This is a genomic window from Actibacterium sp., assembly GCF_055134745.1.
The window spans coordinates 1-14,407 of record NZ_JBSRVX010000005.1; the positions used below are offsets into that span (position 1 = coordinate 1).

The 14,407-nt window shown below is 64.0% G+C and carries 12 protein-coding genes; 7 read left to right on the forward strand and 5 right to left on the reverse strand.

The window, feature by feature from the left end:
* Nucleotides 1-304: hypothetical protein (locus tag ACTCHC_RS01005; RefSeq protein ID WP_463020583.1), on the reverse strand; the 304-nt coding region annotated here is incomplete at its 3' end.
* Between the two features lie 420 nt (nt 305-724).
* On the opposite strand from ACTCHC_RS01005, the gene ACTCHC_RS01010 reads away from it, so the two are divergent.
* Genes ACTCHC_RS01010 through ACTCHC_RS01020 form a run of 3 tightly spaced genes read left to right on the forward strand, consistent with a single transcriptional unit; the run spans nt 725 to nt 3,118 of the window.
* Nucleotides 725-1,717: a UbiA family prenyltransferase gene (locus ACTCHC_RS01010; RefSeq protein WP_463020584.1), complete on the forward strand. Its 993-nt coding sequence runs from the start codon at nt 725-727 to the stop codon at nt 1,715-1,717.
* A 20-nt stretch (nt 1,718-1,737) separates the two neighbouring features.
* The gene (locus ACTCHC_RS01015; protein WP_463020585.1) at nt 1,738-2,106 is read left to right on the forward strand and encodes a DMT family transporter; all 369 of its coding nucleotides are present in this window, start codon (nt 1,738-1,740) and stop codon (nt 2,104-2,106) included.
* 10 nt (nt 2,107-2,116) lie between these two features.
* The gene (locus ACTCHC_RS01020) at nt 2,117-3,118 is read left to right on the forward strand and encodes an NAD-dependent epimerase/dehydratase family protein (RefSeq protein WP_463020586.1); all 1,002 of its coding nucleotides are present in this window, start codon (nt 2,117-2,119) and stop codon (nt 3,116-3,118) included.
* Between the two features lie 27 nt (nt 3,119-3,145).
* Here the strand turns inward: ACTCHC_RS01020 and truA are convergent, their stop codons facing one another.
* Nucleotides 3,146-3,916: a tRNA pseudouridine(38-40) synthase TruA gene (truA, locus tag ACTCHC_RS01025; RefSeq protein WP_463020587.1), complete on the reverse strand. Its 771-nt coding sequence runs from the start codon at nt 3,914-3,916 to the stop codon at nt 3,146-3,148.
* A 94-nt stretch (nt 3,917-4,010) separates the two neighbouring features.
* Here truA and ACTCHC_RS01030 point away from each other — a divergent pair, with 94 nt between their 5' ends.
* From ACTCHC_RS01030 to ileS, 3 genes are all read left to right on the forward strand, one after another.
* Nucleotides 4,011-5,429, forward strand: coding sequence for a YcjX family GTP-binding protein (locus ACTCHC_RS01030; protein WP_463020588.1), 1,419 nt, complete (start codon nt 4,011-4,013; stop codon nt 5,427-5,429).
* Nucleotides 5,426-6,427 (forward strand): YcjF family protein, encoded by a 1,002-nt coding sequence (locus ACTCHC_RS01035; protein ID WP_463020589.1) that lies wholly within the window; start codon nt 5,426-5,428, stop codon nt 6,425-6,427. Before ACTCHC_RS01030 ends, ACTCHC_RS01035 begins: the two co-directional genes overlap by 4 nt.
* Before the next feature lie 323 nt (nt 6,428-6,750).
* Complete coding sequence (gene ileS, locus ACTCHC_RS01040) at nt 6,751-9,687, forward strand: isoleucine--tRNA ligase (RefSeq protein ID WP_463020590.1); 2,937 nt, start codon at nt 6,751-6,753, stop codon at nt 9,685-9,687.
* A 91-nt stretch (nt 9,688-9,778) separates the two neighbouring features.
* On the opposite strand, the gene ACTCHC_RS01045 is transcribed toward ileS, so the two are convergent.
* Genes ACTCHC_RS01045 through fsa form a run of 3 tightly spaced genes read right to left on the reverse strand, consistent with a single transcriptional unit; the run spans nt 9,779 to nt 12,104 of the window.
* The gene (locus ACTCHC_RS01045; protein ID WP_463020591.1) at nt 9,779-10,702 is read right to left on the reverse strand and encodes a tyrosine recombinase XerC; all 924 of its coding nucleotides are present in this window, start codon (nt 10,700-10,702) and stop codon (nt 9,779-9,781) included.
* Entirely contained in the window at nt 10,699-11,406 is a 708-nt protein-coding gene (locus ACTCHC_RS01050) for a DUF484 family protein (protein WP_463020592.1), read from the reverse strand. The genes ACTCHC_RS01045 and ACTCHC_RS01050 overlap by 4 nt, the downstream gene beginning before the upstream one ends.
* Before the next feature lie 44 nt (nt 11,407-11,450).
* Nucleotides 11,451-12,104 carry a fructose-6-phosphate aldolase gene (gene fsa, locus ACTCHC_RS01055; RefSeq protein WP_463020593.1) on the reverse strand — a complete coding sequence of 218 codons (654 nt, stop codon included), beginning with the start codon at nt 12,102-12,104 and terminating at the stop codon, nt 11,451-11,453.
* A 90-nt stretch (nt 12,105-12,194) separates the two neighbouring features.
* Between fsa and ACTCHC_RS01060 the strand changes: the two genes are divergently transcribed.
* Nucleotides 12,195-14,387, forward strand: coding sequence for a primosomal protein N' (locus ACTCHC_RS01060; protein ID WP_463020594.1), 2,193 nt, complete (start codon nt 12,195-12,197; stop codon nt 14,385-14,387).
* The last annotated feature ends 20 nt before the right edge of the window (nt 14,388-14,407 follow it).

Genomic DNA, 14,407 nt, shown 5'->3' on the forward strand with positions numbered 1-14,407 from the left:
ACGCGGCGCGGCATGGGGCTGGACTTCGCCAATTTCTATGATGCCGGGCAAAAGGCGCTGTATGGACAGTTTGCAGACCTGTTCGACATCCATGGCCGGCGATCTGGGCATGGATGTCGAACAGGTCTGCAAACTGTCCATACAGCGCCTTTTGCCCGGCATCATAGAAATTGGCGAAGTCCAGCCCCATGCCGCGCCGCGTGACAATGCCGGCCAGGGAATACAGGGCCGTCAGCACCACGGCCGCCCAGCCGATCAGGCGTGCCGATCCATCGGTCGCGGGGGTTTGTTCTGCCTGTGCCATCCTGCCCTCTGATATGGGGATCCTGGCAGTAATGGTTGCGCCAGACCTGACGATCGCTAGCGAAAATGCCACGATTCGTCGAGAATTTTTCAGTAATATCCGCTATTTCCCGTGAAAAGCGGTTGCCGGGGTCGATCCGTCGAAACATCGATTCGGCGAATCGTCTGCTGAACCGGCAGCCCGGCGTCAGGGTGGGGCGCAATGCTGTTGACGGGGCGAGGCCAATGCGGTGGAACCGGTGCGAATGTAGCCATTTGGCATCGCGGCCTCTGCCGCAGGTGCGAAATAAACCGCTCTGGGCTTCTGGCTTGCGGGGCTTTGGTGTATGGTCTGCCCGTTCGGTGAACACAGTTTATTCAAGCGGCGGGTCAATATTACATCGACCCCGGGCACAGTTTATTCGGGTAAGGAACGCAGGTGGTGACGCGGGCAAAACTTTCGGACAAGGCAGCGCCGGTTTCGGCCAAGGGCGGAACGATCGCGGATTACATCTCTATTGCGCGGCCCGACCACTGGACCAAGAATGTCTTCATGCTGCCCGGCGCCGCGCTGGCCTTTTACATCGACGACCAGGTGACATCGGCGCATCTGGTCAACCTGCTGATCGGGTTCATGTCGACCTGCCTGGTGGCCTCGGCCAATTACACGATCAATGAATACCTCGACGGGGAATTCGACCGCTTCCATCCCACAAAATCGCAGCGCGCCACGGCGCAGGGCCGTATCAAGCTGCCCTATATGCTGTTGCAATATGTTCTGCTGGTGGTGGTCGGGCTGGGTGTTGCCAGCCTGCTGAACCCGATGTTCCTGTATGCCAGCGTGCTGCTGCTGGTGATGGGGATTCTCTACAATGTCGAACCCATCCGCACCAAGGACAGGCCCTATATCGACGTATTGTCTGAATCGATCAACAACCCGATCCGGCTGGTGCTGGGCTGGGCGGCGCTGTCGACGATCGTGCTGCCGCCGTCGTCGATGCTGATCAGTTACTGGATGGGCGGGGCCTATCTGATGGCGATCAAGCGGTTCTCGGAATATCGCGAAATCGCTGATCCCAACCGGGCGGGCCTGTATCGGCGCTCGTTCCGCTATTACGATGAAAACAAGTTGTTCCTGTCGGCATTCTTCTATGCGCTGGCCTCGGTCCTGTTTCTGGGAATCTTCCTGATCAAGTACAAGATCGAATTCATTCTGACCTTCCCGTTCTTTGCGCTGTTGTTCGCCTGGTATATGAGCATCGCACTGAAACCGGCCTCGGCGGCGGTGAATCCGGAAAAGCTGTATCTGGAGCCGAAATTCATGGCCTATGTGGGCTTCATGACAGTGCTGGTGATCGTGCTGGTCCTGGTCGATATTCCGCAGCTTCAATACCTGATCGACCATTCGGTCGTGAATGACATGCGCCTGAAATAACCCCTGCGGAGTTCCCAAAAGTGTCGAAATTCTTCGTCTTCATCATCGTTACGGTGATCCTGAATGCTGCGTCGCAACTGCTGATGAAGGCGGGAATGAACAAGGTCGGGCAGGCTGAATTCTCGGCCTCGCATATCGGCAATCTGTTGTTGGGGGCGATCACCAATCCGTTCATCATTCTGGGCCTGGCCACGATGACATTGTCGATGGGCACGCATCTGATGTCATTGTCGCGCTTCGAGGTCAGCTTTGCCTTTCCCTTCATCAGCCTGGCCTATGTGATCGTTGCCGCCTGGGGTTATTTCTTCATGGGCGAGGTGATGAGCCTGACACGGATGATCGGTATCGCGACGATCGTGCTTGGCACGGTCATCATCGCGCGAAGCTAAGGCCGGGCCCATGAAACATCTTCTGATCGGCGGAAACGGGTTTCTTGGGCGCGAATTGCTGCGCCAGTTGCTGGCGGGCGACAAGGGCGATGTCGTGGTGGTTGATTTACCGGACTCGTTCCAGGCGCACCCGCCAAAGGATGATCCGCGTGTGACCAATATCGCCGGTGATGTGTCTGTGCCCGGCATTCTGGATCAGGTCGGGCTGGAACCGGGCGATGTGGTGCATCACCTGGCATCGAAACTGATCATCCCCAATGAACCGCGCACCGGGCGCGATGCCTATTTCCGTATCTGCGCCGTGGATGGCACGCGCGAAGTGCTGCGCGCGATGAAATCGGCGGGCTGCCGCAAGCTGGTCTTTTGGTCGACCGACATGGTTTACGGGCCCGCGCTGATCGTGCCGCGCCCCGAACACCACCCGCGCCACCCATTCGGCCCCTATGGCCGCTCCAAGGTGGCCGCCGAAGACATGCTGACGCCCCTGATCAAGGCCGGTGCGATCGACTGCACCATCTTGCGCCCGCGCCTGATCCTGGGCCCCGGCCGGCTGGGCATTCTGGAAAAGCTGTTCAAGCTGATCGACAAGGGTCTGCCGGTGCCGCTGATCGGCGATGGATCGACGCGGTTTCAGTTCGTGTCGGTCGCCGATTGTGCGCGCGCTTCGGTGCTGGCCGCCGATCAGGGCTGCCCGTCAAAGGTGTTCAATCTGGGATCGGCCAATTCGCCCACCGTGTATGAACTGATGACCGAATTCATCGCCCGCACCGGGTCGAAATCGCGGGTGATCCGCACGCCGGGCGGGCTGGTCAAGACGGTGCTGCGCGGGCTGAACCGGTTCGGCGTCGCCCCGATGGACCCAGAACAGTTCGAGATCGCGGATCTGGAAGTGACGCTGGACATCACCGCCGCCGAACGCGATCTGGGCTGGGTGCCGACTGAAAACGACACCGATATGCTGACCGCCGCCTATGACAGTTATCGCGCGGCCCGGGGCGGGCTGGCGGGCTGAACCCGCGGCCCGGGCGTTGGTGGCGCGTTATTCCGTGAACGGGTCATCCGGATATCCGACCCCCGTCAGATATAATCCCTGCGGCGGGCTGACGGGGCCACAGGCGGTGCGGTCGCGCGCATCCAGCGCTGTTTTCACATCCTGGGGTGCCCATGCACCGGCGCCGACCCGTTCCAGCGTGCCGACAAAGCTGCGCACCTGTGAATGCAGGAAGCTGCGGGCGCGGACGTGAAACCGGAATTCCTGACCATGCGGTATCGCGATTTCCTCGACCCGCAATTCGTCCAGCGTCTTGACCGGGCTGGCGGCCTGGCACAGCGCGGCGCGAAAGGTCGTGAAATCATGCCGCCCCAGCAGGTGATCCGCCCCCACCTGCATCGCCGCCCCGTCCAGCGGGTGGCGCACCTGCCAGACCCGGCCCCTGTCATGCACCACCGGCGCGCGCCGCGACACCAGCCGGAACAGATAGCGCCGCTCAATCGCCGAAAAGCGCGCGTGGAAATCATCGCCAACCCGCACGGCCTGCAAAATCGCCACGGGGGCGGGTTTCAGATGATGGTTCAGCGCCTCTGACAGCCGGAACGGATCCCAGTCCTGCGCCAGATCGCAATGGGCAACCTGACCCAGCGCATGCACCCCGGCATCGGTGCGCCCGGCGGCGGCAATGGATGGCAGATCGGGTTCCAGCTTTGCCAATGCGGCCTCGATCGCGCCCTGCACGGTCGGCAGATCGGCCTGCCGCTGCCAGCCAGCGAAAGGCGCGCCGTCATATTCGATTTTCAGCGCATAGCGGGGCATGGGTCCGGTTAGCCTGCCGGGGGCGATTTGGCAATCGCGCTGGTTTATTCGGCGCGCCGTGCCTATCTTGGGCGCGACAGAATGAGGGACGCGCTTGATACTGAACGATATCGCTGACGGTCTGCTGCGCGGGGTCGAGAATATCGGCCAGTCCGTGTCGGGGGCCTTTTCCGAACCTGTGATCCGGCTGGGCGTCACCGGGCTGTCGCGGGCTGGCAAGACCGTGTTCATCACATCATTGGTGGCCAATCTGATGGACCGGGGCCGGATGCCGCAACTGGCCGCCGCCGCCACGGGCGCGATCCGCGCGGCCTATCTGCAACCCCAGCCCGACGATACCGTGCCGCGCTTCGATTATGAAACCCATCTGGCGGCGATCACCGGCGATACGCCGCACTGGCCCGAAAGCACGCGCGCGGTGTCCGAACTGCGCCTGTCGCTGAAGGTGCAGGGCGGCGGGCTGCTGGGGTCGGTATCGGGGCCGCGCGTGGTCCATCTGGATATCGTCGATTATCCCGGCGAATGGCTTCTGGATCTGGGGCTGATGGAGAAATCCTATGACGACTGGTCGGCGGATGTGCTGGACCGGATCGCCAGCCGCCCGCAGGCGGTGGATTTTCTGGCGCTGGCCCGCGCCACCGATCCGGGTGCCAAGCTGGACGAGGTGCAGGCCCAGACGCTGGCGCGCGTCTTTACCGCCTATCTGGGCGCGGCGCGCGATGGCGGATATTCGGACTGCACGCCGGGGCGGTTCCTGTTACCGGGCGATCTGGCCGGGTCGCCGGTGCTGACCTTTGCGCCGCTGCCAATGGCCGAGGGGGCAGGGCGGGGCGGGCTGCGCCGCGAATTTGCCCGCCGGTACGAGGCCTATAAACGTCAGGTCGTGCGCCCGTTCTTTCGCGACCATTTCGCGCGGATCGACCGGCAGGTGGTGCTGGTCGATGCGCTGGGCGCGATCCATTCCGGCCCGCAGGCGGTCGAGGATCTGCGCCGCGCGATGGCCGATATTCTGGGCGCCTTTCGCCCCGGTCGCAATGCCTGGCTGGCGCCTTTGCTGCGAGGGCGCCGGGTCGATCACATCCTGTTTGCCGCGACCAAGGCCGACCATCTGCATCATTCCCAGCATGCCCGCCTGACCGCGATCATGCAGGCGCTGGTGCGCGACGCCAAGGATCGCGCCGATTATGCCGGGGCCAAGACCATGGCGATGTCCATCGCCGCTCTGCGCGCCACGGTCGAGGAAACCCTGACCCATGACGGGCGCAGCTTGGATTGTGTGCGCGGCACGCTATTGGATACCGGCAAGCAGGCCGCGCTTTATCCCGGCGCCTTACCCGACGATCCCGCGCGCATCCTGTCGCCCGCGCGGTCGGGTCAGCAGGGCTGGCTGGGGGATGACTATAACATCATGCATTTCGCGCCCGCCCGCCTGACGCTGAAACCGGGCGAAGGCCCGCCGCATATCAGGCTGGACAGGGCCGCCGAATTTCTGATCGGAGACAGGTTGAGATGACCCAAGGCCCCGTTCTGATTGATCTGGAAAATGCGGTATCGCCCGTCACCCCCGCCGATGCGCCGCCGGTGCCCGATCCCGCCCCCGATGCGCCCACGGGCCGGGCCATGCAGACGATGGCGGTGCTGGCGGCGCGGCGGCCGTCCCGGCTGGGGCGGTTTTTCTGGTCGGCGCTGCTGTCGCTGATCGGATTTGCGGCATCTGTCATGGCGTGGAATTTCGTGACGGGCCTCTTTGAGCGCAACCCGGTGCTGGGCATGGTGGCGCTGGTGCTGGTCGGTGCGGTTCTGCTGGCCGCCCTTCTGGTGGCGATCAAGGAACTGGCCGCCTTTGCCCGGTTGCGCCGGGTCGATACGCTGCACAAGGCCGCCGCCGCCGCCATTGCCACCGCCGATCTGGGGGCCGCGCGCCGCGTCACCGACCGGCTGGAGGCTCTTTATGCGAACCGCCCCGACCTGTCGTGGGGCCGCGAACGGTTCGACGAACGCAAGGCCGAACTGTTCGATGCCGACGGCCTGCTGGGTCTGGCCGAAGTCGAACTGCTGGCCCCGCTGGACATGGCCGCGTTGCGCGAGGTCGAGGCCGCCACCCGGCAGGTCGCGATGGTCACCGCCCTTGTGCCGCTGGCGCTGGCCGATCTGATCGCGGCGCTGACCGCCAACCTGCGCATGATCCGCCGCATCGCCGAGATCTATGGCGGCCGGTCCGGCACCCTGGGCAGTTGGCGCGTGACCCGCGCGGTGCTGACGCATCTGGTGGCCACGGGCGCGGTGGCGATGGGCGATGACATGCTGCATTCCATTGCCGGGGGCGGGCTGTTGACCAAGGTATCCCGCCGCTTTGGCGAAGGCATGATCAACGGCGCGCTGACCGCCCGCGTCGGCGTGGCCGCGATCGAGGTCTGCCGCCCGCTGCCCTTTGTCCGCGCCCGTCGGCCTTCGGTCACAGCACTGGTCAAGCGGTCGTTGACGGGGTTGTTCGGGCAGGGCGATGGGTGATCGAGCTGTGCGTGGCATCCGCCCGGCAAGACATTCTTGATTGCCGCCCGGCGGCACGCCGGGCAGCGCCCGAACCGCGCCCACGGGGCGGGCGCTTCGCACCCACCCCTCGGTTCGGGCGCTGCCCTTGTCGCTTTTGACCCGCCGCTTGCATCTTTACCCCCCACGCGCGGCACCCTATAAGCCTGCGCATGGATATGCATTTCGCCATCGCGATACGAATTAGCCACCCGGCGCCCTGACCATCAGGGCCGCCGGGACAAGGCGTCTGATCCGTCGCGCCGCCCCCTGACCAGCATTCCCCTGCCCAAGGACAACGCCCTATGTGCGCCGATACCCCTGACTATAAGAACACGCTGAACCTGCCCGAAACCGATTTTCCCATGCGCGCCGGCCTGCCTGCGCGTGAACCCGACTGGCTGGCCCGCTGGGAACGGATCGGCGTCTATGACCGGCTGCGCGAAAAGACCGGGCGCGAGGCGTTCACGCTGCATGACGGCCCGCCCTATGCCAACGGCCATCTGCATATCGGCCACGCGCTGAACAAGATCCTGAAAGACATGGTGGTGCGGTCCCAACAGATGATGGGCCGCGATGCGCGCTATGTGCCGGGCTGGGATTGCCACGGGCTGCCGATCGAATGGAAGATCGAGGAACAATACCGCGCCAAGGGCGAGGACAAGGACAGCATCGACAAGGTTGCCTTCCGCCAGGAATGCCGCAAATTCGCCGAAGGCTGGGTGGATATCCAGCGCGAAGAATTCAAGCGCCTGGGCGTGACCGGCAACTGGGCTGATCCTTACCTGACAATGGATTACCACGCCGAGGCGGTGATCGCCGAGGAGTTCATGAAGTTCCTGATGAACGGCACGCTTTATCAGGGATCAAAGCCCGTGATGTGGAGCCCGGTGGAAAAAACCGCGCTGGCCGAGGCCGAGATCGAATATCACGACCATACCAGCCATACGGTTTGGGTGCGGTTTGGGGTGGTGTCGCAAGTGGGAGATATAGTCCCAAGCATGAAGGTGCCGGAGAGCTTGCTCGATGCGTCAGTGGTCATATGGACCACCACCCCCTGGACCATTCCGCAAAATCGCGCGGTCGCGTTCAATCCTGAGATTGAATATGGTCTCTATGCCGTCGGTTCCGTCGCCGAAAATGCGTCTGCAAAGCCCGGTGAAAACGTCATCGTCGCCGACAAATTGGCCGCAGCGATCTTTGCGGCAGGAAAGGTCGAAAGTTTTACGCGCATATGCGACGTTACGACTGATGAACTCACAGGTCTTACTCTCGCTCACCCCTTCCGTGGCCTCGTCGAAGGCGATTTGGATGACGGAAACAACTGGAACTTTCCCGTCCCGCTCCTTCCCGGCGACCATGTCACCGATGACGCGGGCACCGGCTTTGTCCACACGGCCCCCAGCCACGGCGATGATGACTATCAGCTTGGCCTGAAGTTCAACCTGCCGATGACCTATAATGTCGAACCCGATGGCAGCTATCGCGCCGATCTGCCGATCTTTGGCGGCCAGCATATCATCGCACCCGATGGCAAGGACGGCCCGGCCAATGTGTCGGTCATCAAGCAACTGGCCTATGCCGGGGCGCTGTTCGCCAAAGGCAAGATCAAGCATTCCTATCCGCATTCCTGGCGCTCGAAGGCGCCCGTCATCTATCGCAACACGCCGCAATGGTTCGCGGCCATCGACCGCAAACTGGACGACGGCATGGATACCTATGGCGACACGATCCGCAGCCGCGCGCTGACCAGTATCGACCAACTGGTGAAATGGACGCCCCAGACCGGGCGCAACCGTCTTTATTCGATGATCGAGGCGCGGCCAGACTGGGTTCTGTCGCGCCAGCGCGCCTGGGGCGTGCCGCTGACCTGCTTCGTGAAAAAGGGTGCCAAACCCACCGATGCCGATTTCCTGCTGCGCAACGATCAGGTGAACGCCCGCATCGTCGCGGCGTTCAAGGCTGATGGCGCAGATGTCTGGTATGTGCAAGGATTCAAGGAAAAGATGCTGTCCGGCATCGTCGATCCATCGGATTATGAACAGGTCACCGATGTGCTGGATGTGTGGTTCGACTCTGGGTCGACCCATGCCTTCGTGCTGCGCGACCGCGCGGATGGCAGCGCGGACGGCATTGCCGATCTGTATCTGGAAGGCACCGATCAGCATCGCGGCTGGTTCCATTCGTCGATGTTGCAGGCCTGCGGCACCATCGGGCGCGCGCCCTATCGCGGCGTGCTGACGCATGGGTTCACGCTGGATGAAAAGGGCATCAAGATGTCCAAATCCATCGGCAATACCATCGTCCCACAAGAGGTGATCGAACAATACGGCGCCGATATCCTGCGGCTTTGGGTGGCCCAGACCGACTATACCGCCGATCAGCGGATCGGGCCCGAGATTCTGAAAGGCACCGCCGACAGCTATCGCCGGTTGCGCAACACGATGCGCTTTTTGCTGGGCAGCCTGTCGGGATTTTCCGAAGACATGCGCCTGGCCCCCGCCGATATGCCCGAACCCGAACGCTGGGTGCTGCACCGGCTGGCCGAACTCGATACCCGCGTGCGCGAAGGCTATGCCGCCTATGATTTCCAGGGCGTGTTCCAGGCGCTGTTCAACTTTGCCACCGTCGATCTGTCGGCCTTCTATTTCGATATGCGCAAGGACGCGCTTTACTGCGATGGCGATGACAGCCTGAACCGTCGCGCGGCGCTGACGGTGCTGGATATCCTGTTCCACCGGCTGACGGCCTGGCTGGCCCCGGTGCTGGTCTTCACGATGGAAGAGGTCTGGCTGGAACGCTTTCCCGGTGATGACAGTTCGGTGCATCTTCAAGACATGCCCGCGACACCCGCCGATTGGCGCGACGACGCGCTGGCGGCGAAATGGGCGGGCATCCGCGCCGCCCGCCGGGTGGTGACCGCCGCGCTGGAAATTCAACGCCAGAACAAGGTGATCGGCGCCAGTCTTGAAGCGGCCCCGGTGGTGCATGTCGACGACAAGGCGGTTCTTGCGGCACTGAAATCGGTGGATTTCGCCGATATCTGCATCACCTCGACCCTTCAGCTTACCGCCGATCCCAGCCCGGCCGAGGCGTTCCGCCTGCCCGAAGTGCCCGGCATCGGCGTGGTGTTCGAACTGGCGGAAGGCGAGAAATGCCAGCGCTGCTGGAAAATCCTGCCCGATGTCGGTGCGCATGGCCATGCGGGTGTCTGCGGGCGCTGCGACAGCGCGCTGGGATAGGTCTGATTTGGGTATTTGGGCCAAGAATAAACCCTGTTGCTTATTCTTGGCTTAAATACCCCCTTGGCGCGGCTTCAGCGGGCGCCGGGGGTCAGGCCTTGGGATGGGCCTTGTCATAGACTTCCATCAGGCGGGCGGTATCGACCGCGGTATAGGCCTGGGTGGTGGACAGCGACGCGTGGCCCAGCAATTCTTGAATTGCCCGCAAATCGCCGCCGGCTGATAGCAAATGCGTGGCAAAGCTGTGGCGCATCGCATGCGGGGTGACGCTGGCGGGCAGGCCAAGCTGCATCCGGGCCGCGGCGACCACGCCTGCAATCTGGCGCGGGTTCAGCGGCCCGCCCCGCGCGCCGCGAAACAGCGGTTTTTCGGGTGCCAGATCATGAGGGCACAGCCCGATATAGGCGTTCACGGCGGAACGCGCGGCGGGCAGCACCGGCACCAGCCGTTCCTTGCCGCCCTTGCCGCGAATGCGCATCACCTGGGGTAGCGGGGCGTCGCGCCCGGTCAGGCCCAGAGCTTCGGAAATTCGCAATCCGCAGCCGTAAAGCAGTGTTACCACCGCCGCGTCGCGCGCCGCGATCCAGCCGGTCGTGGCCTGCAATTCGACGGTGTCGATCATCGCGCGCGCCGCGTCTTCGGCCAGCGGGCGCGGCAGTTTGCGGTGGAATTTCGGGCTGCGCGCCGACAGCACCGCGGTGGCATCAAAGCCCTGTTTTTCTGACAGCCAGCGGAAGAAACCCTTGACCGCCGACAAAGACCGCGCGAGCGAGCGCGCGCCCACCCCGCGCCCGCGTTCATGCGCCATCCAGGCCCGCATATCGCCGATCCCCAGCGCGGCCAGGGCGTTCGGGCCGGGCGGTGTGCCCAGATGCATGGTCAGATAGGACAAGAACCCCAGAAGATCGGTGTTATAGGCCTTGAGCGTATTGTCGGCGGCCCCGTTCAGGGCGCGTTCATAGGCCAGCCAGTCTTGCAGCGCGTCGCGCAGGGCGGGGCTGATTTGTGCTGTCACGACAGCCAGCGGCGCATCACCCTTTCGAAGGCGCCACCCAGGAATGTCAGCAGGTCGCCGCCCTGCGTCGGGGCAAAGCGATGCGGGTCTTCAGACCCCAGCACCAGCAGGCCGGGCAGGCGACCCGGACCCAGGTCCAGTTTCAGAACCGCTTCGGAGCGGATGAAATCGGCTTTGTCGCCGTAAAGGCGGCCATCGCTGGGCTGGATCTGTCGCAGGGTCACGGCACGGGCCGCACCGGACCGGCCTGCGGCGGCATAGGTTTCGGCAAAACCCGGCTCGGCCACGCTGAGCACCTGACCCAGACGCGAAATCGCCGGATCTGCCGGGTTTTGCATCGATTCCAGCACCAGCCTGATGCAATCGACGCGTAGGATATCCGCCACTTCCTGTTCCAGCAGTTTCAGGAAGGCGTCGAACGACGATGGCTCCAGCAGTTTCAGCACGGCGCGATGCACCTGATTGGTGCCCGCCAGATTGTCATAGGCCGCAGCGATGACCGATCTGTGCGTATCTTCAAGCCGTTCCAGCCGCGATTCCAGCCGCGCGATGGCAATGCCGCGCAGGTCGATCACATTTTCGCCCAGCGATTTTTCATTGGCGGCGATGAGGGCGCGCATAAGGTCGGCATCGGCCAGAATCACGTCAGGATCGGCGATGATCTTGTCGCGCAGGGTGGCTTCGGTCAGGGCGGTGCTGCTCATGCGTGCTGCCTCTTGCTGGATTGTTTCCAAATCCTACAACAATCCTACAGGATTTTCTGCCCCGTTTTTGCCCAGTCGGCCATGAAAGCTTCCAGCCCCTTGTCGGTCAGCACGTGGTTTGCCATGGATTTGATCACCGCAGGCGGGGCTGTTGCCACATCGGCGCCGACCAGGGCAGCATCCTTCATGTGGTTGACCGTGCGGATCGAAGCGGCCAGAATTTCGGTGGAAAAGTCGTAATTGTCATAGATCGCGCGGATTTCCTCGATCAGATCCATGCCGTCGAGGTTGATATCGTCCAAGCGCCCGATGAAGGGCGAAATGAATGTGGCGCCCGCCTTGGCAGCCAGCAGCGCCTGATTGGCGGAAAAGCACAGCGTCACATTCACCATGAACCCGTCGCCCGACAGCACCTTGCAGGCCTTCAGCCCGTCCCAGGTCAGCGGCACCTTAACCGCGATATTGGGGGCGATCTGTGCCAGCTTGCGGCCTTCGGCGATCATGTCATCGGCCTGCAGGGCCACAACCTCTGCCGAAACCGGACCTGCGACCATGCCGCAGATTTCCTTTGTGACTTCCAGGATATCGCGGCCCGATTTCAGGATCAGCGACGGGTTGGTGGTGACACCGTCGACCATGCCCAGATCGTTCAGTTCGGCAATGGCGGCGACATCGGCGGTATCGACAAAGAATTTCATGGGTTGTCTCCTGTGGCGGTTTGCCCTGATTTGGGACCCTGATACAGGATGGGCGCGGGGGCTGGAACCCCAGGAATGCAGGCGGGGCGGATGACGCAGGGCTTCTTTGACGACGGCTCGTTGATCGCGGTGCTGACGGCCCAGCCGCTGGACCGCGCGCTGGATTACCGCGCGCCGCCGGGGGGCTGTCATCTGGGCGCCTATGTCGAGGTGCCGCTGGGTCCGCGCCGGGTTCTGGGCGTGGTCTGGGGGCCGGGCGAGGGCGGCTATGATCTGGCAAAGGTGCGCCCCGTGACCCGCGTTCTGGACGTGGCGCCGATGCGCGATGAGATGCGCGCCTTTTTGATGCGGGCGGCCGATTATACGCTGACGCCCTTGCCCGCGATGCTGCGGCTGGCGACCCGCGCGCCTGGGCTGGGTGGCAGCGAGGCGATGCGCAAGGTTTACCGGCTGGGCGCGGGCGCGCCCGACCGGATGACCGATGCGCGGGGCCGTGTTCTGGCGGTGCTGAATGACTATGGCGGGCTGGCCTTTACGCTGGGCGAATTGTCGGCGCAGGCCAGCGTTTCGACATCCGTCATCAAGGGGCTGGTCAAACAGGGCGCGGTGCTGGAAGAGGACGCGCCGCGCGATGCGCCCTTTGCGCGCATGGATGCCGACCTGCCGGGCAAGGAACTGACCGGCGATCAGATCGGCGCGGCGGCGCATCTGCGCGCGGCCGTGGCGGGCGGCGGATATGGGGCGACATTGCTGAAGGGCGTCACCGGGTCGGGCAAGACCGAGGTCTATCTGGAGGCGGTGGCCGAATGTCTGGCGCGCGGTCGTCAGGCGCTGGTGCTGCTGCCCGAGATTGCGCTGACGGCGGAATTCCTGACCCGGGTGGAACAGCGGTTTGGCGCGCGCCCCGCCGAATGGCATTCGGGCGTCACCATGACCGAGCGGCGGCGGGCCTGGAAAATGGTCGGGCAGGGGGGCGCGCAGATGGTGGTGGGCGCGCGCTCGGCGCTGTTCCTGCCGTTTCGCGATCTGGGGCTGATCGTCGTCGATGAGGAACATGACAGCGCCTATAAGCAGGAAGATGGCGCGCATTATAATGCCCGCGACATGGCGGTGCTGCGCGCATCGCTCTGTTCGGCGCAGGTGGTTCTGGCCTCGGCCACGCCGTCGCTGGAAAGCTGGGCCAATGCCGAAGCGGGGAAATATGCGCGGCTGGACCTGTCGGCCCGGTTTGGTGCGGCCGACCTGCCCGAAATGCGGGCGATCGACATGCGGGCCGAAGACCTGCTCGCCAATCGCTGGATATCCCCGACATTGCGCGCGGCGGTGGCGGCGCGGCTTGCGGCGGGCGAACAGGCGATGCTGTTTCTGAACCGGCGCGGCTATGCGCCCGTGACGATCTGCCGGGCCTGCGGCCATCAGATCGGCTGCGACCAGTGCGACGCGCGCATGGTGGAGCACCGGTTCCTGAAGCAACTGGTCTGCCATCAATGCGGCGAAACCAGGCCGATCCCGCAGACCTGCCCGTCCTGCGGCGTGGCGGGTCGGCTGGCCCCGGTCGGACCGGGGGTGGAACGGCTGGCCGAAGAGGTGACAGCCCTGTTTCCCGATGCCCGCGTGGCGGTGCTGTCATCGGACCTGTTCGCCTCGGCCCGCGCCCTGAAAGAGCAGATCGGGGTAATCGCGGCGGGCGGGGCTGATATCATCATCGGCACGCAACTGGTTGCAAAGGGACATAATTTCCCGCTGCTGACGCTTGTTGGCGTCATTGATGCCGATCTGGGGCTGCAGGGGTCGGACCTGCGCGCCGCCGAACGCACGTTTCAGCTGATGCGTCAGGTCGCGGGGCGCGCGGGGCGCGCCGACAGACCGGGGCAGGCTTTGCTGCAAAGTTTTCAGCCCGATCATCCGGTGATCCGCGCCATCCTGTCGGGCGATGAGGAAGGGTTCTGGCGCGCCGAGGCCGCCGAACGGCGCGCCGCAGGCGTGCCGCCCTATGGGCGGATGGCCGGGATCGTGCTGTCGGGGCCTGACCTGAAGGCGGTGTTCGATATCGGCACAAGACTGGCGCGCGGGGATGCGGCGTTGCGGGCGATCGGTGCGCAGGTCTTCGGACCGGCACCCGCCCCCGTTGCCCGGATCCGGGGCCGGCACCGGGTGCGCCTGCTGGTCAAGGCCGACAAGGCTGCGCCGTTGCAGGCGGCCTTGCGCGACTGGGTGGCGCAACTGCGCCTGCCCGCGAACATGCGGTTGCAGATTGATATCGACCCGCAGAGCTTTTACTGAGGCCGGGGGCGCAGCCCCCG

What these genes read in the sequence shown, in the direction of transcription:
- ACTCHC_RS01035 (WP_463020589.1), top strand. Translation starts at nt 5,426, where the DNA reads ATGACCCAAGGCCCCGTTCTGATTGATCTGGAAAATGCGGTATCGCCC.
- ACTCHC_RS01050 (WP_463020592.1), bottom strand. Translation starts at nt 11,406, where the DNA reads ATGAGCAGCACCGCCCTGACCGAAGCCACCCTGCGCGACAAGATCATC.
- ACTCHC_RS01060 (WP_463020594.1), top strand. Translation starts at nt 12,195, where the DNA reads ATGACGCAGGGCTTCTTTGACGACGGCTCGTTGATCGCGGTGCTGACG.
- truA (WP_463020587.1), bottom strand. Translation starts at nt 3,916, where the DNA reads ATGCCCCGCTATGCGCTGAAAATCGAATATGACGGCGCGCCTTTCGCT.
- ACTCHC_RS01020 (WP_463020586.1), top strand. Translation starts at nt 2,117, where the DNA reads ATGAAACATCTTCTGATCGGCGGAAACGGGTTTCTTGGGCGCGAATTG.
- ileS (WP_463020590.1), top strand. Translation starts at nt 6,751, where the DNA reads ATGTGCGCCGATACCCCTGACTATAAGAACACGCTGAACCTGCCCGAA.
- fsa (WP_463020593.1), bottom strand. Translation starts at nt 12,104, where the DNA reads ATGAAATTCTTTGTCGATACCGCCGATGTCGCCGCCATTGCCGAACTG.